Source organism: Pseudarthrobacter phenanthrenivorans Sphe3 (assembly GCF_000189535.1).
In the GTDB taxonomy this organism is placed as follows: Bacteria; Actinomycetota; Actinomycetes; order Actinomycetales; family Micrococcaceae; genus Arthrobacter; species Arthrobacter phenanthrenivorans.
This window is the reverse complement of record NC_015145.1, coordinates 3,125,057-3,142,503: the sequence shown is the minus strand read 5'-3', so window position 1 is coordinate 3,142,503 and position 17,447 is coordinate 3,125,057. Positions and strand designations below refer to the sequence as shown.

16 protein-coding genes are annotated in these 17,447 nt (G+C 66.2%); 9 read left to right on the top strand and 7 right to left on the bottom strand.

The features are described from left to right. Window positions 1-27 precede the first annotated feature (27 nt). The 5 genes from ASPHE3_RS14605 to ASPHE3_RS14585 all read right to left on the bottom strand — a co-directional run bounded on the left by ASPHE3_RS14605 (window position 28) and on the right by ASPHE3_RS14585 (window position 5,631). Entirely contained in the window at window positions 28-1,245 is a 1,218-nt protein-coding gene (locus ASPHE3_RS14605; RefSeq protein WP_013601962.1) for an aminotransferase class I/II-fold pyridoxal phosphate-dependent enzyme, read from the bottom strand. A gap of 212 nt (window positions 1,246-1,457) precedes the next feature. Next, entirely contained in the window at window positions 1,458-2,258 is an 801-nt protein-coding gene (locus ASPHE3_RS14600) for an amino acid ABC transporter ATP-binding protein (protein WP_013601961.1), read from the bottom strand. 12 nt (window positions 2,259-2,270) lie between these two features. Further along, window positions 2,271-3,062 carry an amino acid ABC transporter permease gene (locus tag ASPHE3_RS14595; RefSeq protein ID WP_013601960.1) on the bottom strand — a complete coding sequence of 264 codons (792 nt, stop codon included), beginning with the start codon at window positions 3,060-3,062 and terminating at the stop codon, window positions 2,271-2,273. Between the two features lie 161 nt (window positions 3,063-3,223). Next, window positions 3,224-4,027 carry an ABC transporter substrate-binding protein gene (locus tag ASPHE3_RS14590; protein ID WP_013601959.1) on the bottom strand — a complete coding sequence of 268 codons (804 nt, stop codon included), beginning with the start codon at window positions 4,025-4,027 and terminating at the stop codon, window positions 3,224-3,226. Between the two features lie 191 nt (window positions 4,028-4,218). Beyond that, the gene (locus tag ASPHE3_RS14585) at window positions 4,219-5,631 is read right to left on the bottom strand and encodes an isochorismate synthase (RefSeq protein ID WP_013601958.1); all 1,413 of its coding nucleotides are present in this window, start codon (window positions 5,629-5,631) and stop codon (window positions 4,219-4,221) included. Between the two features lie 121 nt (window positions 5,632-5,752). Here ASPHE3_RS14585 and ASPHE3_RS14580 point away from each other — a divergent pair, with 121 nt between their 5' ends. From ASPHE3_RS14580 to ASPHE3_RS14565, 4 genes are all read left to right on the top strand, one after another. After that, window positions 5,753-6,529 (top strand): demethylmenaquinone methyltransferase, encoded by a 777-nt coding sequence (locus ASPHE3_RS14580; RefSeq protein WP_254363092.1) that lies wholly within the window; start codon window positions 5,753-5,755, stop codon window positions 6,527-6,529. 3 nt (window positions 6,530-6,532) lie between these two features. Next, window positions 6,533-7,864: a geranylgeranyl reductase family protein gene (locus ASPHE3_RS14575; RefSeq protein ID WP_013601956.1), complete on the top strand. Its 1,332-nt coding sequence runs from the start codon at window positions 6,533-6,535 to the stop codon at window positions 7,862-7,864. Beyond that, complete coding sequence (locus ASPHE3_RS14570; RefSeq protein WP_013601955.1) at window positions 7,861-8,961, top strand: polyprenyl synthetase family protein; 1,101 nt, start codon at window positions 7,861-7,863, stop codon at window positions 8,959-8,961. Before ASPHE3_RS14575 ends, ASPHE3_RS14570 begins: the two co-directional genes overlap by 4 nt. A 469-nt stretch (window positions 8,962-9,430) precedes the next feature. Next, the gene (locus ASPHE3_RS14565) at window positions 9,431-10,294 is read left to right on the top strand and encodes a type IV toxin-antitoxin system AbiEi family antitoxin domain-containing protein (RefSeq protein ID WP_049786075.1); all 864 of its coding nucleotides are present in this window, start codon (window positions 9,431-9,433) and stop codon (window positions 10,292-10,294) included. Between the two features lie 110 nt (window positions 10,295-10,404). On the opposite strand, the gene ASPHE3_RS14560 is transcribed toward ASPHE3_RS14565, so the two are convergent. After that, the gene (locus tag ASPHE3_RS14560; protein WP_013601953.1) at window positions 10,405-10,830 is read right to left on the bottom strand and encodes a hypothetical protein; all 426 of its coding nucleotides are present in this window, start codon (window positions 10,828-10,830) and stop codon (window positions 10,405-10,407) included. Window positions 10,831-10,893: 63 nt separating this feature from the next. Beyond that, complete coding sequence (locus tag ASPHE3_RS14555; RefSeq protein ID WP_013601952.1) at window positions 10,894-11,547, bottom strand: trimeric intracellular cation channel family protein; 654 nt, start codon at window positions 11,545-11,547, stop codon at window positions 10,894-10,896. Window positions 11,548-11,608: 61 nt separating this feature from the next. Between ASPHE3_RS14555 and ASPHE3_RS14550 the strand changes: the two genes are divergently transcribed. The 5 genes from ASPHE3_RS14550 to ASPHE3_RS14530 are packed head-to-tail and all read left to right on the top strand — an operon-like array spanning window position 11,609 to window position 17,422. Then, window positions 11,609-12,478 carry a sirohydrochlorin chelatase gene (locus tag ASPHE3_RS14550; protein ID WP_013601951.1) on the top strand — a complete coding sequence of 290 codons (870 nt, stop codon included), beginning with the start codon at window positions 11,609-11,611 and terminating at the stop codon, window positions 12,476-12,478. A gap of 54 nt (window positions 12,479-12,532) precedes the next feature. Next, entirely contained in the window at window positions 12,533-14,269 is a 1,737-nt protein-coding gene (locus ASPHE3_RS14545; RefSeq protein WP_013601950.1) for a nitrite/sulfite reductase, read from the top strand. Next, a complete protein-coding gene (locus ASPHE3_RS14540; RefSeq protein WP_013601949.1) occupies window positions 14,269-15,075 on the top strand; it encodes a phosphoadenylyl-sulfate reductase in 807 nt (268 codons plus the stop codon). Before ASPHE3_RS14545 ends, ASPHE3_RS14540 begins: the two co-directional genes overlap by 1 nt. Further along, window positions 15,072-16,016, top strand: coding sequence for a sulfate adenylyltransferase subunit CysD (cysD, locus tag ASPHE3_RS14535; protein WP_013601948.1), 945 nt, complete (start codon window positions 15,072-15,074; stop codon window positions 16,014-16,016). Before ASPHE3_RS14540 ends, cysD begins: the two co-directional genes overlap by 4 nt. Then, the gene (locus ASPHE3_RS14530) at window positions 16,016-17,422 is read left to right on the top strand and encodes a sulfate adenylyltransferase subunit 1 (protein WP_013601947.1); all 1,407 of its coding nucleotides are present in this window, start codon (window positions 16,016-16,018) and stop codon (window positions 17,420-17,422) included. Before cysD ends, ASPHE3_RS14530 begins: the two co-directional genes overlap by 1 nt. Window positions 17,423-17,447 lie beyond the last annotated feature (25 nt).

Genomic DNA, 17,447 nt, shown 5'->3' with positions numbered 1-17,447 from the left:
CCCACAACTGCACCTTCCACACTGGCACTATGGCCGGTGTTCCTTCATTGCCGCCTCGAAGGCCGGCAGGCTGCGTTCAACCATGTCGTCGTTGGCCGTGAGGGAGATCCGGAAGAAGCCTGGGGTCTCAAACAGCACGCCCGGGAACACGAAGACGTCCCGGCGGACGAGTGACTCCGTGAACGCCTCGTCGTCCGGGATGGGGGACGTGGCAAACAGGTAGAACGTGCCCTCGGGCCGGTGGACGCGGTAGCCCATGCCGCCCAGGACATCAACCAGCCGGTCCCTGCGCCGCTCCAACTGGCCCACGTCAATGGTGAACTTTTCCAGTTCAGGGAGGGCGTGCTGGAGCAGGGCGTTCGGATACACCCACCCCATCGCCACCTGCAGGCCGGTGATGGCCGGGCGCATCTCCTCCCGGTGCGGCATCGTTGGCGGGAGCGCCAGGTAGCCCACCCGCTGGCCGGGGGAGAGGTGGGTTTTGCCGTAGGAGTAGGCGAGAAGGGTGTGCGCGTAAAACTCCACCGGGCTGTGGAAACGGAGCCCGTCGAACACAATCCGGTTGTAGGCCTCGTCCGAGACCAGGTAGATCCGCCGGCCGATCCTCGCCGAGGCAGCTTCCAGCATTTCCGCCAGCCGGAGCAGCAGCCCGGGAGGGTAGATCCGCCCGGTGGGATTGTTGGGCGAATTGATGATCACAACCCTGGTGCGCCCGGTGATGGCAGCCTCAATCGCGTCCAGGTCCAGGTCGAACGTGGCGGTGCTGACTTTGACCTTCACCGGAACCAGGCCGGCTTCAAGGATCAGCGGCTCGTAAAGGAACCACGGCGGAAGGCTGAAAATTACCTCGTCACCGGGATCAGCCACCGTCTTTAGTGCCAGGGCGATGGCGGCAAACCCGCCGGTGGTCAGGTAGATGTCCTCCGCCCGGAAGGGTACGTCCAGGAGCCTCTGGAGGGATTCCGCGGCGGCCTCCCGGGCGGCTTCGCCATTGGTCTGGTAGGCGAACCACTGGTCGTTCTGCGGGGTCAGGGCGTCCCGCAAGGTGTTGACGTACCGGTCGGCGGGCATCTGGTGGGGGTTGCCGAACGTAAAATCGCAGACGTCGGAGTGGCCCTTCCGGCGCAGGTTGGCCGCTGTGATGTACGCGTCCACCCGCTGGAAGGACGGGATGGAGGCCAGCTGCGCTGCGCGGTCAGATACCGCAGAGGCAGCACGGGATGTGATGGTCGGATCGGTCGTCATGCCAGCGCTCCTCTGTTGGCCGGCCGCGGCGGGACGGCGGCCGGATGGGCAGCACGCTGCTGAGCCAGTGGAGGCTGCGGACCTATTCTCTGGCCCGCCCGGCCCGAAGTAAAGGCTTCGATGACGCACAGACGCCCTGGCGCTGCCGGTCTTCAGGCAGCGCCAGGGCATCTGTGGACCCCACCAACGAAGTGGCCTATCGGAAGCTGCGCCTACTCTTCGAGGTCGATGTGCGTCGGATCGAGGACACGGCGCAGGAACTCCTTGGTCCGGGGCTGCGTGGGGGCGGAAATGACCTGCTCGGCCACACCTTCCTCCACCACAACGCCGCCGTCCATGAACACCACCCGGTCGGCCACTTCGCGGGCGAAGCCCATCTCGTGGGTGACCACCAGCATGGTCATGCCTTCCTTGGCGAGGTTGCGCATGACGGACAGGACATCGCCCACGGTCTCGGGGTCCAGCGCGGAGGTGGGCTCGTCGAAGAGCATCAGCTCCGGGTCCATGCTGAGCGCCCGGGCGATCGCCACGCGCTGCTGCTGGCCGCCGGAGAGCTGGTCCGGGAAACGGTCGGCGAGGTGGCCCAGGCCCACCCGCTCCAGGTTGTGCATGGACACCTTGTCCGCCTCGGCCTGGGACCGCTTGAGGACCTTGGTCTGGGCGATGCTGCAGTTGCGCTTGGCGTCCAGGTGGGGGAACAGGTTGAACTGCTGGAACACCATGCCCACCTTGCGGCGCATCTTGTCGATGTCCACATCGGGATCGGTGGCCTCGAAGCCGCCCACGTGGATGCTGCCCTGGTTGGGCTGCTCCAGCAGGTTCACGCACCGCAGCAGGGTGGACTTGCCGGAACCCGAGGGCCCGATCAGGCACACCACCTCGCCGGGAGCCACGTCCAGGCTGATGCCTTTCAGGACTTCGTTGGACCCGTAGGACTTGCGCAGGTCCTTGATGGCTACGCCGGTGGCATGGATGGTGCTGGTGCTGCCGGAGGAATTTACGACGTCGTTCATGGTCTTCCCTGCCTATCGCTTGGTCCGCGCGGAGCGGCTTTCGAACTTCCGGGCCAGGAGGCTCAGGGGGATGGTGATCACCAGGTAGAAGGCGCCGGCCACCAAGAGTGGGGTCAGGCCCGCACCCAGGCTGGAGATGCCGTCACGGCCGAACTTGGTGAGCTCGTACTGCGAGGCGGTGAGGCCCAGGACGTAGATCAGCGAGGAGTCCTTGGTCAGCAGGATGATCTCGTTGGTCAGCGGCGGCAGCACGATCTTGAAGGCCTGGGGGATCACGATGGTGACCATGGCGCGCCACTGCGGCATCCCCAGGGAACGGGCGGCCTCCAGCTGGCCCTTCGGCACCGCCTGCAGGCCGGCGCGGAGCGTTTCGGCGATGTAGGCGGAGGCCACCATGCCGAGGGAAACCATCACGATCACGGTGATGTTCCACGAGACGCCGAAGGCCAGGGGCACGCCGTAGCCGAAGGCGATGAACACCAGAAGCGCGGGGATACCGCGGAAAAACTCGATGTAGCCGGTGGCGATCCACCGGTACAGCGGGAAGCTGGAGAGCTTCATCAGGGCCAGCAGCAGGCCGCCGGAAAGGCCCACGATGAAGCCGAGGAAGGTGTAGATCAGGGTGTTCGACAGGCCGGTGACGAAGATGCCCGGGAACATGGGCCCGATCTTGGCGAAGTTGAAGACGCTGTTGCCGATGGCCTCCCAGTCAGTTGCCAGGATCAGCGCGGCGATGGCCACAACAAAGATTCCGGCCTGGACATACAGGCTTACTCTGGCTCGTTGACGTGCGGTCATTGCCATGGGGTGCTCACATTCGTTGTGCGTGGCTGAGGCCCCGGACGGACTGCGGTACAGCCCGTCCGGGGCCCCAGCGGCGTAATTCTCGAGGCTGCGTAGTACTCAGGGCCGTGCAGGAGCCGGGGCGTGGGCTCCGGGCCGCATGGCGACTACAGGGGCAGTGGCTACTTGGCGGTCTCGCCGAACCAGGTGGTCTTGAACTTCTCCAGGGAGCCGTCTCCCTCCAGCCGCTCGAGCGTGGCGTTGACCTTCTCCAGCATTGCGGTGTTGCCCTTCTTCACGGAGATGCCGAGCTGCTCGCCGGTGGCGAACTCCTCGACGCTCTTGAACTTGGGGTTGTCCTTGATGGCGTATCCCAGCACTGACTGGTTGCCCAGGGCGGCGTCGATGGTGCCGGCCTGGAGTGCCTGGACCAGGAGGCCCGTGTCCTCGAACTGCTGGGCGTCGATTCCCTGCTCTTCCGCGTAGTCCGCGCCGGTGGTGGCCTGCTGGACGCCAACTTTCTTGCCCTTGGCATCGTCCAGGCTGCTGATGCCGGAGTCCTCGCTGGCCACGAGTGCCAGGTCGTCATCGAGGTAGGGGGTGGAGAAGTCCATGACCGACTTGCGGGTGTCCGTGATGGAGATGGAGGAGATGCCCAGGTCGCACTGGGTCAGCGCGGTGCCGGTCTCGATGGCCTCGAAGGAGCTGTCCACGATGCTCAGTTCGGCGCCGAAGTCCTTGGCGAGTTCCTTGGCGATGTCCACGTCGAAGCCGACCGTCTGGCCGTCTTTCTCGAATTCGAAGGGCTCGTAGGGGATGTCCGAGCAAACGGTGAGCTTGCCTGCGTTGATGAGCTGGATGCCGCCTTCAGAGGCTGCCGGGGTGGAGCTTCCGCCGCCGCACGCCGTGAGGGTGAGGGCGCCGACGGCGAAGAGTGCTGCTGCCTTGGCGGTCAATTTGGCCGTGGCCAGGGACTTGAGCTGCATGTTTTCTTACCTTTTGTTGCGGGGAGTATGCCGTACTAAATCGGTTCATAGTGTAGCGCCGATTATGAGATGTGCATCACAGGAAACTTAGTTTCACTATTGGATAACTAAATCACAGAAGAAATCAAGCGTGCAGGAGAGGCGGCTGTCTCATATTCCGGACACCGCCGGACACCGCCGGGAAGGAGGGTTTAGTTGCTGATCCCCAGGGACTCCAGCATCGGCCGGAACTTGGCCCACGTTTCCGCGAGTTCCGCCTCCGGCTGCGAGCCGTCCACGATTCCACAGCCTGCATATAGCCGGACCGAGGTGGGGGATTCGATCACGGCTCCCCGCAGCGCGATGCCCCACTCGCCGTTTCCTGCGGCGTCCAGCCAGCCCACCGGACCGGCATAGGGTCCCCGGTCCAGGTGCTCCAGCTTCCGGATGAGCGCCCCCGCCACCTGTGTGGGGGTTCCGCACACAGCGGCCGTGGGGTGCAGGGCGTTGATCAGCGCAAGGCAGGTGGGCACGTGGCCCTCCACCTCGGTCAGTTCAGCCTTGACGTCGGAGGCCAGGTGCCAGACGTTCGGCAGTTCAAGGATGAACGGCTCGTCGTGTGCGTTCATCGCCTCGGAAAAGGGCGCCAGCTGGGTGGTGAGCGACTGGATGGCGATCTCGTGCTCGTGCCGCTGCTTCTCGGAGCCTGCCAGCACGCGGGTGGCGTAGTCCATGGGCAGTCCGTCCTCGCCGTGCGCGTCGCGGCGGTCCAGAGTTCCGGCCAGCACCCGCGCCTGGGCCGTCCTGCCCTCAACCTGGATCAGCATCTCCGGCGTGGCACCCACCAGCCCGTCCACCCCGTACGTCCAGCATTCCCGGTAGCGGGCCGCGAGCTCGCGCAGCACCGTCGCCGCATGCACGCCCGAGGGAACCGTTGCAACCACGTCGCGCGCGAGCACCAGCTTCTCCAGCGCGCCGGTCCTGATCTCCGCCACCCCCGCATCGACCGCTGCCATCCATGCTTCCTCGCTGAGCGACCCTGTGTGCAGGGTTGCACCCGCGGCAAGGGGGAGGGGGCGTACGACGGCGCCGCCCGCCTTTCCGGGGCCGGCACCAGGGGTGCCGTTCCCGGCTGCGTCCGCTGCCGCCGTCGTGCTTCCGGCCGGACTGTCCCCGTCCGGGGCTGCTGTGCTGCCACCGCCGAGCCAGCGGTCCAGGGCGGCGAGGGCGCCCTCTTCGGTGAGCGGGCCGTCGTCGAACGTCAGCTGGGTGAGCCACACCTGCCCGTCACGCACGCCCACCACGATCTCCGGGACGATCAGCCGGGACTCGTGCGCGGAGGTTTTGGAGAAGGCAAAAGAACCGAAAGCAACCGGGCCGGTGCCCGGCAGCTCTACCGCATCGTCAACTTCGGCCTCAAGGACCAGGTGCCGCCACCAGATGTCGGCCTCGAGGAAACGTTCCGGGCCGGTGGCGGTGAACCGAGCGATTTCGCCGAACCCCGCCAGCCCGGCCTCGCGGCGGGTCCAGCAGAGGACATCGTCCCGGACCAAAAACGACGGCAGCCCCCCGGCGAATTTTTGGCCATCGAGGGGGACTGTCAAGGTGCGGAACGTGCTCGTCATGATGAGACAACACTACTCCCGCCGCCGCACGGCCCCGGAGCGGCGGCGAGGCATGCTTCGTCCAACCCTGACCCGGACCGCCTTGGTCCGGACGCTCCGGAACATTTGAGACAATGACATGGTGAACCGAGCATCCTTGGATAAGCGTCCGGACGAAGTAGCCACAATGTTTGATGACGTCGCACCTAAATACGACGTGGTCAACGATGTCCTGTCCATGGGGCAGACCCGCCGCTGGCGCAAGGTCGTGGTGGAAGCCATGGAAGTCTCCAAGGGGCAACGCGTGCTCGATCTGGCCGCCGGCACGGGCACGTCCAGCGAGCCGTATGCCGACGCAGGCATAGATGTCATTGCGTGTGATTTCTCCCTTGGAATGCTCAAGGTGGGCAAGCGCCGCCGCCCGGACATCAACTTCGTGGCCGGAGATGCCACCAACCTGCCGTTCGCCGACAACGCCTTCGATGCCACCACCATTTCCTTCGGCCTGCGCAACGTCAACGAGCCCAAGAAGGCGCTGGAGGAGATGCTCCGGGTCACCAAACCGGGCGGACGCCTGGTCATCGCCGAGTTCTCGCAGCCTGTGGTGCCGCTCTGGCGCACCATGTACACCGAGTACCTCATGCGCGCCCTGCCGGCCATTGCAGTCAAGGTGGCCTCCAATCCGGACGCCTACGTCTACCTGGCCGAGTCCATCCGCGCCTGGCCGGACCAGGACCACCTCGCAGCCTGGCTGCAGGAGACCGGCTGGGAAAACGTCACCTACCGTAACCTGACCGGCGGCATCGTGGCCGTCCACCGCGCGTTCAAGCCTGCCGGGTCCACGCCGGACAATGCTGCTGCCGCCATCGCTGCGCACAAGGGCCCGGTGGCCAAGCTGCGCCGCAACATCACACGCTGACCTGTGAAGGTACTGATTGTCGGCGCGGGGCCGGCCGGGTCCACCGCCGCGTACTACCTTGCCAAGGCGGGCATCGAGGTCACGGTCCTGGAGAAGACGAGCTTCCCGCGCGAAAAAGTCTGCGGGGACGGGCTCACTCCCCGGGCCGTCCGCGAGATCCAGAAGCTGGGCCTGCCCCACCCCGAGGGTGACGGCTGGCGCCGGAACAAAGGCCTGCGCCTGATCGCCGGCGGCCGCACCATTGAGCTGCCCTGGCCCGAGGTATCAGATTTCCCGCAGTACGGCCTGATCCGCACCCGCCTGGGATTCGACGAGGAGCTCGCCCGGCATGCCCAGGCCGCAGGCGCTGCGATCCTTGAGCTGCATAGCGTCACCGAAGCACTGCATGACGACGACGGCCGGGTCACCGGTGTCCGCGCAGCGCTCCTGGACGAGTCAGGGCGCAAGACGGGGCAGACGCGGGACTTCAGCGCCGACGTCGTCCTCGCCGCCGACGGCAACTCCACTCGCACCGCCGTCTCGCTCGGCATCCGGAAACGCGACGACCGGCCCCTCGGCGTCGCGGTCCGCACGTACTTCACCTCGCCCCGCACTGACGACGACTGGATGGAGGGCTGGCTGGAGCTTCCCGGCCGCGACGGCAAGCTGCTGCCCGGCTACGGATGGGTCTTTGGCGTGGGCGATGGCACCTCGAACGTTGGCTTGGGCATCCTGAACTCCTCCAAGGAGTTCGGCAAGCTCGACTACAAGCAGGTCCTGCGCGAATGGACCGCCGGCATGCCCGCCGAGTGGGGCTTCACGCCGGAGAACCAAGTGGGGGTGATCCGCGGCGCCGCGCTGCCCATGGGCTTCAACCGCACCCCGCATTACTCGCCCGGCTTGCTCCTGCTGGGCGACGCCGGCGGCATGGTCTCCCCGTTCAACGGCGAGGGCATCTCCTACGCCATGGAGTCCGCGCGCTACGCTGCCGAGTTCATCATCGACGCCTCCTCCCGTGCGGCTTCCTCCGGCGGAACGTACGACGCTGATGCGCATCTTGCGCGGTACGCGGACTATGTGCGGGACCAGTGGGGTTCGCACTTTACGCTGGGCCGCGCGTTCGCCGTGCTGATCGGCAAACCCGCGGTCATGAAGCTCGCGCTGCGCACCGGGATGCCGATTCCTGTGCTGATGCGGTTCGTGGTGCGGCTCCTTGCCAACCTCACGGACCCGTCCGCGCGCGGCTTTGAGGACCGGGTGATCCGCGTCCTGGAATCGCTGGTTCCTGCCACATCCAATACCCCGCCTGCTTCGAACCAGCGGTATCCGCAACAAAAAGTTAGGGTTAACCCGTGACCAACCCCGCAGACCACAGCTGGACGCACGCCGGACACGGCCTGCCGGACTCAGAACCCAGCCTCAACACCACCGCCATCGCAACGGGTTTGCAGCTGCCCGCGGGTTTTGCGGCCATCGCCGGAGATGCCGAACTGGGGCCGGCCATCACCAACAACCTGGCGCGGGTGGAGAAGAAGCTCCGCGAAGCCATCGCCAACTCCGATCCGCTGGCTGACGCGACGTCGCGCCACCTGGTGGAAGCAGGCGGCAAGCGCATCCGGCCGCTGCTGACACTCCTCTGCGCGCACCTCGGTGACGCGTCGCTGCCCGCCGTGGTGCAGGCCGCCGTCGTGGTTGAACTGACCCACCTGGCTACGCTCTACCACGATGACGTGATGGACTCCGCGCCGTTCCGCCGGGGTGCACCCACCGCCCATGAGGTCTGGGGCAACTCCGTGGCCGTCCTCACCGGCGACCTGATCTTCGCCCGTGCGTCGATCCTGGTGTCCGAGCTGGGCTCCCGTGCCCTGGGCATCCAGGCCAGGACTTTTGAGCGGCTGTGCCTGGGCCAGCTCCACGAAACCGTTGGGCCGCGTCCGGATGAGGACCCGATCGAGCACTACCTCTCGGTCATAGCGGACAAGACCGGCTCGCTGGTGGCGGCGTCCGGGCAGCTGGGCGCTATCTTCGCCGAAGCCGATCCCGCTTTCGAGCCCGTCCTGGTGGAGTACGGCGAGAAGGTGGGAGTTGCTTTCCAGCTTGCGGACGATGTCATTGATGTCACCGGTATCAAGGTGAAGTCCGGCAAATCCCCGGGCACTGACCTGCGCGAAGGCGTGCCCACCCTGCCGGTCCTGCTCCTGCGCCGTGCTGCCGAGGATGGCGACCAGTCCGCCGTCGAGCTGTTGACGCTTATTGACGGTGACCTGAGCTCCGATGAAGCCTTGGCCGAGGCCGTTGCCGGCCTGCGCGAGCACCCAGTCACGGCCGAATCCTGGGTGGTGGCACGCCAGTGGGCCAACGAAGCCATTGCAGCCCTGGCTCCGCTGCCCGAAGGCGTGGTCAAGGACTCGCTGTCCAACTTCGCGCTGGCTGTGGTGGACCGCGCCAGCTGATTCCTGATCATTCGCGGAAGCCCGGCTCCCTGGTTTTGGGGCCGGGCTTCTTCTTTTCTGAGCCTTGAGTTTCTCTTGGTGGCCTTAAACGGGACAGCCCCGGTTCTCGGCAACGATACGAGTCATACGTTGCCTTGAACCGAGGCTATCTCTCCGTTCGCATCAGACCCGCCGGAGGCGTTTAGCGGATCCATGAATAGTCTATGACAGCTTTGTCATAAAGCGCAAGTACCTTGTTACCCGTTCTGTCACAGACTTTTCCCTCCCTAATGCGGGGAGGCTGACCGGAATGCGCCACTTATGAGTGGTGGGCTCCGGGTGGCCCGGATGGTTGCAGGGCAGGCGCAGGCGGTGGTGGTCAAGAGTCACGCATTCCGGTGCAGGCCGGGGATCAAACCCGGTGATGTGTTGTCCACATAGTCGTGAGAGCAGCTCGCGGCGGCGTTCCAGGCGGCAACACGCTGTTCTGGTGGATATCAATGACTACATGATGCGGCATGGGGGAGCTGCCCGTGCACTGCAGCTGAAGAGGGCCGGTTTCTCTCGAACGATGGTCAGCCAGGCTGTTGGGTTGGGCGTACTTGTCAGAGTTCGGCGGGGCGTCTACGGGCTGCCTGGCCAGGGCGTCATGGCAAGGGCCCTGGCTGCTGGCGGCAGGCTGACCTGCCTCTCCGCGGCGCCGCTGTACGGGCTCTGGACGCTCAACAGTGTTACAACCGTTCATGTCTGCCGCAGTCACCCGAGTAAGGCGGCAGGGCTAAAGGACCATGGCCGGCCCAGGCATCCGAAGCATGCCTGGCTGCCCGTTGTTGGGCTGGCCGATGTCCTGCTTCATGCCCTTCGCTGCCTTCCTGAGCCCGATGCCCTGGTCATGGTGCAGTCCGCCGTGGGCAGCGGAAGCATCTCCCTGGACTTCCTGTTCGCAAAATGCCAGGGGCGCCGGAACGGCAAAGCGCGGTCGGTACTGGATTTGGTGATTCCCAGGGCAGACTCGGTGCTTGAAGTCCTGGCCAACGCGCAGTTCGCGAAAGCCGGGCTTCGGGTCCAGAGGCACGTCTTCATTCCCGGAGTGGGCGAAGTGGACTTCCTCGTGGAGGAATGCCTTGTGGTCGAGACCGACGGGTCCACTCATTTTGAACCGCGTTCCGTGAAGCGGGACCAGCGGCGCAACAACCGCAGCGTCGTCGATGGCTACCTGGTCCTGCGTTACTACTATGACGACGTCGTTCATTCGCCGGAAGCAATGGTGGCTGAAGTCCAGGCGGTGCTGAAGCTGTGGCAAAGCGGTCAGTTTCGTGGCAATTCCGTCCGCAACTTTGACCCATTTGCGTAGCTTATGGCTGAGTCAAAGCTGCCTGACCTCGGCAATCCAAGGGCACGAAGCGGATCCAGCCCTAAAAACTACGCATTCCGGTCACAAGGAACGAGAGGAAGCAGGGAGCCCTAGTCCTCGTCGTCCTCGAAGGCCCACTCGAACATGTCGAACACGAACTCCGAGAACGTGCCTTCCTCGGACTTCCATTGGCCGCGGGCATTGTTGCGCCGGTACACAATGGGATCCGGGACGCTGAGGTCGCCCACGCGGAAGCCCCAGGTGTACTCCTCTTCCTCGTCCTCAAGGAACATCAGGAAGCCCTCGTCATCGACTTCGAGCTCGTCCGGATCCCAGAAGTAGTGGTAGGCCTCCATCAGGTCCTCGCAGCCGCCGAGGGCAAGGTAGAACTCGCGGAGGACCAGCGGAATCTGGAATTGGTGGTCGGCCAGGGCCTTGTCCAGCTCTTCGGGGGACAGGCCGTCCGCTTCCTGCCATTCATCCTCGAGATACTTCGGAACAAGCGCGCGGAACTTCTCGAGGAACATGTCAGTCATGCTCATATCCTAGCCAATTGCGGGGCCGGCAAAGTGCCACCGAAGAGCCGCCGGAACGCCGCATCAGGAGCCTGGCTCGTTGTCCCGACGGTGCCAGCCGTGAACCGCAAGCGGCGCCTGCCAGGACCGGCGCCAGGCCAGGACCCGGAAGGTGAAAACCACGGCAGCAATGGCCGCCGCCGTCAGTACATTGAACATGCCCAGGACCCACAGCACGGCCGTCATCGCCGCCCCCAGGAAGGCCGGCAGAGCGTAGATGTCCTTGGGGTTGAACAACTGCGGAACCTCATTGGCGGTGACGTCGCGCAACAGCCCGCCGCCCACAGCCGTGGTTACCCCCAACAGCACCGACGCCACCGGATTCAGCCCGGTGGCCAGCGCCTTGAGGGTGCCGGTCATGCAGAACAGGGCCAGCCCGGCGGCGTCGAACAGGGTCAGCAGCGAGGTGTACCGCTGGACGCTGGAGAACAGGAAGTACACCAGCGCGGTGGCGAGTACCGGCGGCACCAGGTAGGCGGGGTTGGTAAAAGCGGCCGGGACAACGGCAAGGATGATGTCGCGGATCACACCGCCGCCCAGGCCCACAAGGGACGCCAGCAGCAGGGACCCCACAATGTCGATCTGTTTGCGCGCCGCCAGGAGTGAACCGGAGACGGCGAAGAAGAAGACGCCCAGCAGATCCAGCCACACCGGCGCGTTGTCAAAGGGGAATGTCATGGAGCGTCCCGGCAGTATCAAAGAGGGCGGACAGGGCGGCTCCAACGTTACGCTAGCCCCTATGAACAGCCCCATCATGATCGCCTGCGCCCATGGGACGTCCAGCACACAGGGAGCCGCGGAGGTCAACGCCCTGCGTGACAACATCGCTGCCCTGCGCCCCGGGCTCGATGTCCGGGAAGCATACGTGGACGTCCAGCAGCCTGACCTGGTGGACGTGGTGGCGGGACTGCCGGAGGGGGAGTCCGCCGTCGTGGTGCCGTTGCTGTTGAGCGTCGGTTATCACGTGAAGGTGGACATCGCGCGGGCCGTGAAGAGCCGCCCGGGCAGTGCCGCGGCCGCGCCGCTGGGGCCTGACCCGCGCCTTGCCGAGCTGTTGGACCAGCGGCTCCGTGAAGCCGGCGTGACGGACAACGACGTGATCGTGCTCGCAGCGGCAGGTTCCTCCAACCCCAACGCCGCCGTGAGCGTGGAGGAGCTGCTGGGCCAGTTGCAGGAGCTGCGGTCCAACCGGATGGTGGCTGCCTATGGTGCCTCCGCCAAGCCTTCCGTGCCCGACGCCGTCGCAATGCTTCGCGAGGAGCTTGAGGGTGGTGCCGGTGCGGGGGAGTCCGCAGGGGCTGTCGACGTCGGCGGGCGGGTTGTGATTGCCTCCTACCTCCTCGCGCCGGGCTTCTTCCACGACCAACTCGCCAAGGCGGGGGCCGACGTCGTGACCGAACCCCTGCTGCCGTCCCCCGTGCTCGCCGAGATTGCCCTGGACAGGTACGATGCCGCCGTCGCAAAGATGAAGAAAACGCCCGCCAAAGCACCGGAAACGGAGGCTTCGGCACTCACTGCGGCAGCCCCCGCGGAACCGGCCGCAAATGCACAGGAGGGTGGCTTCTTCAAGGCCGTCCGGCGTTTCGTGACGAAATATTTCCCTAGGTGACTTAGCGTTTCCGGGCCTTTGTGACGCTCTTCGGGCGGGACCTACAGTCGATGCATGACTGATACAGCTCTAGCCGGAGCGTCCGCTGCCTCCAAACGCCCGGCCCGCACGTCCCGCCCCGCCGCGAAGCCGCACGGGCAGTGGAAAGTGGACGGCAAAACGCCCCTGAACGCCAACGAAACCTGGAAACAGGAAGACGACGGCCTCAACGTGCGCGAGCGTATCGAGACCATCTACTCCAAGGAAGGCTTCGACGCCATCCCCGGCCAGGACCTCCACGGCCGGTTCCGCTGGTGGGGCCTGTACACCCAGCGCAAGCCCGGGATCGATGGCGGCAAGACCGCAACCCTTGAGCCGCACGAGCTCGAAGACAAGTACTTCATGCTGCGCGTCCGCATCGACGGCGGCGCCCTCACCACCGAGCAGTTGCGCGTCATCGGCCAGATCTCCGTTGACTTCGCCCGCGACTCCGCGGACCTCACCGACCGCCAGAACATCCAGCTTCACTGGATCCGCGTGGAGGACATCCCGGAGATCTGGACCCGCCTGGAAGGTGTTGGCCTGTCCACCACCGAGGCCTGCGGCGACGTCCCCCGCGTGATCCTGGGATCGCCCGTGGCCGGCATCGCCAAGGACGAGATCATCGACCCCACCCCGCTGATCGAGGAGCTGGGGGAGCGGTTCATCGGCAACCCGCTGCTGTCCAACCTGCCGCGCAAATACAAGACCGCCATCACCGGCCACCCCAGCCAGGACGTGGTCCACGAGATCAACGACTTCGCCCTTGTGGGTGTCCGCCACCCCGAACTCGGCGTCGGCTACGACCTCTGGGCCGGCGGCGCGCTGTCCACCAACCCGATGCTCGGCAAGCGCCTTGGCGCCTTCGTGACGCCGGAGCAGGCCGCCGACGTGTGGCTTGGCGTCACCAGCATCTTCCGCGACTACGGCTACCGCCGCATGCGCACCAAGGCCCGCCTGAAGTTCCTCATGGCCGACTGGGGCCCGGAGAAGTTCCGCCAGATCCTTGAGGACGAATACTTGGGCTACAAGCTGGCCGACGGCCCTGCCGCGCCCAAGCCCACCACCCCCGGCGACCACATCGGCGTGCACGAGCAGAAGGACGGGAAGTTCTTCATCGGCGCCACGCCGCTGGCTGGCCGCCTGTCCGGCGCCGCGCTGGTCAAGCTCGCGGACACCCTCGAGGCCCGCGGCTCCTACCGGCTGCGCACCACCCCGCACCAGAAGCTCGTTGTGCTGGACGTCGAGAAGGACCAGGTTGAGCCGCTCGTGGCCGAACTGGATGCGCTGGGCCTGTCCGCCCGCCCGTCCGTGTTCCGCCGCGGCACCATCGCCTGCACCGGCATCGAGTACTGCAAGCTGGCCATCGTGGAGACCAAGCACACGGCTGCCACCGCCGTGGCCGAACTGGAGCGCCGCCTTGCGGACCTCGCCGAGTCCGGTGAACTGCCGCACGCGCTGTCCCTGCACATTAACGGCTGCCCCAACTCCTGCGCCCGCATCCAGACGGCGGACATTGGCCTCAAGGGCATGATGCTGCCAACGCCCGACGGCGATCCCTCCCCGGGCTTCCAGGTCCACCTGGGCGGCGGGCTGGCTTCCAACGAGCGCGAGGAAGCAGGGCTGGGACGCACGGTCCGCGGCCTCAAGGTCTACGTCGACGACCTGCCGGACTACGTTGAGCGCGTCGTCCGCACCTTCGTGGCCCAGCGCGCCGAAGGCCAGACCTTCGCCGAATGGGCCCACGCAGCAGACGAGGAGGCACTCCAGTAATGAGCAAGCATGCACTCGGAGTGGACCCGGTAGTTGCGCCGGCAGAAGCCGCTGCACAGGTGGAGGCCACGGTGGCAACCGCTGTTGCTGAACCTGCAGGCCGCAAACTCCGCTCAAAGGAAGAACTGAAGGCGCTGGCCGAGGCCGGCGCTGCCGAGCTCGGCTGGGACGCCCCGGCCCGCGACGTGATCGGCTGGGTGGAGCGCAACTTCGAGCTCCCCGCAGTTGCCGTCGCCTGCTCCATGGCCGACGCCGTCCTGCCGGCCCTGGTCGCGGACCAGATGCCCGGCGTCGACGTCCTCTTCCTGGAGACCGGCTACCACTTCCCGCAAACCTACGCCACGCGTGACGAGGTGGCAGCCAACCTCCGCGTCAACGTGGTGGACGTGCTCCCGGAGAACACCGTGGAGCAGCAGGACCGGCTCCTGGGCAAGGACCTGTTCGCCCGCGACGCCGCCCAATGCTGCGCCCTGCGCAAGGTGGCTCCGCTGCAGCGCACTTTGGCCGGCTACGAACTCTGGTTCACCGGTGTCCGCCGCGACGAGGCCCCCACCCGCACCAACACCCCGCTGGTCACCTGGGATGAAAAGAACGGCCTGGTCAAGGTCAACCCGGTGGCAGCGTGGACATTCGACCAGCTGGTCCAGTACTCGGATGACAACCTCCTGCCCGTCAACCCGCTGCTTTCCCAGGGGTACCCCTCCATTGGCTGCCAGCCCTGCACCCGGAAGGTAGCGCCGGGTGACGACCCCCGCGCCGGCCGCTGGGCAGGCTCCGACAAGACAGAATGCGGACTACACGTATGAGCACTTCACTAACCGAGGAGACCCAGGTGACTGAGTCCGCCGTCTCAACCCGCCTCTCCAGCCTGGACACCCTCGAGTCCGAGGCCATCCACATCATCCGCGAGGTTGTTGCCGAGTTCGAGAAGCCTGCGTTGCTGTTCTCCGGCGGCAAGGACTCCGTGGTGATGCTGCACCTGGCCACCAAGGCCTTCTGGCCGGGCAAGGTTCCCTTCCCGGTGCTGCACGTGGACACCGGCCACAACTTCCCGGAGGTCATCGACTTCCGCGACCGCACCGTGGAGCGCCTGGGCCTGAAGCTCGTGGTGGGCTCCGTGCAGGAGTTCATCGACCGCGGCGAACTCGCCGAGCGTGCCGACGGCACCCGCAACCCGCTCCAGACGGTCCCGCTGCTGGACGCCATCCAGCGGAACAAGTTCGACGCCGTGTTCGGCGGCGGCCGCCGCGACGAGGACAAGGCCCGCGCCAAGGAGCGCATCCTGAGCCTGCGTGACGAGTTCGGCCAGTGGGACCCGCGCAACCAGCGCCCGGAGCTGTGGAACCTCTACAACGGCCGCCACACCGTTGGCCAGCACGTCCGCGCGTTCCCCATCAGCAACTGGACCGAGCTGGACATCTGGCGCTACATCGAGCGCGAGAACATCGAGCTGCCCGGCCTGTATTACGCCCACGAGCGCGAGGTCTTCGCCCGCGACGGCATGTGGCGGGCGGTGGGCGAGGTGTCCCAGCCCCTGCCGAACGAGGAAGTCATTACCAAGACTGTCCGCTACCGCACGGTGGGGGACATGTCCTGCACCGGCGCCGTCGAGTCCGACGCCTACACCGTCTCCGACGTGGTGGTTGAAGTCGCCGCCTCCACCCTGACCGAACGTGGCGCCACCCGTGCGGACGACCGCATCTCCGAGGCCGCCATGGAAGACCGCAAGAAGGACGGGTATTTCTAATGACCACCGAAGCAGTTCGCGCGGCGGACCTCGAAACGGCCCTGCCCACTACCCTCTTCCGCTTTGCCACGGCAGGATCGGTCGACGACGGCAAGTCCACTTTGGTGGGCCGCCTCCTTCACGATTCCAAGGCCATCCTGGCTGACACGCTCGACGCCGTTGCCCGCACCTCAGCCGACCGCGGCTTCGGCGGGGAAAAGGGCGGTATCGACCTGGCCCTGCTGACCGACGGCCTGCGTGCCGAGCGGGAACAGGGCATCACGATCGACGTCGCCTACCGCTACTTCGCCACCGACCGCCGCAGCTTCATCCTGGCCGACTGCCCCGGGCACGTTCAGTACACCAAGAACACGGTGACCGGCGCGTCCACCGCGGATGCCGTCGTCGTACTCATTGACGCCCGGAAGGGTGTGCTGGAGCAGACCCGCCGGCACCTGTCCGTGCTGCAGCTGCTGCGCGTGGCGCACGTCATCGTGGCCGTGAACAAGATCGACCTGGTGGACTTCAGCGAGTCCGTGTTCCGCGGGATCGAAGCCGACGTGCAGCAGGTGGGCCGCGAACTGGGCCTCGGCTCGGACGGCATCAGCGATCTGCTGGTGGTTCCGGTGTCCGCGCTCGACGGCGACAACGTGGTGGAGCGCTCCGAGCGCACCCCGTGGTACACCGGTCCCGCGCTGCTGGAGGTCCTCGAGACCCTCCCTGCCGCCGACGAACTCGAGAGCCATCTGGAAAGCTTCCGCTTCCCCGTACAGCTGGTCATCCGGCCCCAGGGCGCGCTGGCACCCGACGCCGTGGCTGCCGGCCTGGATGTGGAGGCCTACCGCGACTACCGCGCGTACGCCGGCCAGATCACGGAAGGCTCAGTCAAAGTAGGGGACCAGGTCTCCGTCCTGACGCCCGGCCAGGATCCGCGCACCACCACGGTGGTGGGCATCGACTTCGCCGGCGCCTCGCTGGACGAAGCCGCCGCCCCGCAGTCCGTGGCCATCCGCCTGGCTGAGGAATTCGACGTCGCCCGCGGTGACACCATCGCCGCCGCCGGGACCGTCCGCGAAGCCTCGGCCGACCTCTACTCGGCGCTGTGCTGGCTGTCCCCGAAGCCGCTCCGCGAGGGCCAGAAGGTGCTGGTCAAGCATGGCACCCGCACGGTCCAGGCACTGGTCCGCAACGTGTCCGGCAAGCTGGACCTCGCCTCCTTCAAGCTGGAACCGGCGTCCACCCTGGAACTGAACGACATCGGCAACGCGCAGCTCCGGCTCGCGGCGCCGCTGCCGCTGGAGAACTACCTGCACCACCGCCGGACCGGTGCGTTCCTGGTGATCGACCCGCTGGACGGCAACACGCTGGCTGCGGGCCTGGTCAAGGACCACCCGGGCGACCACGAGGACGAGCGCTACAGCATCTAGTTTTCGCACGGAATCGCCGGAACAG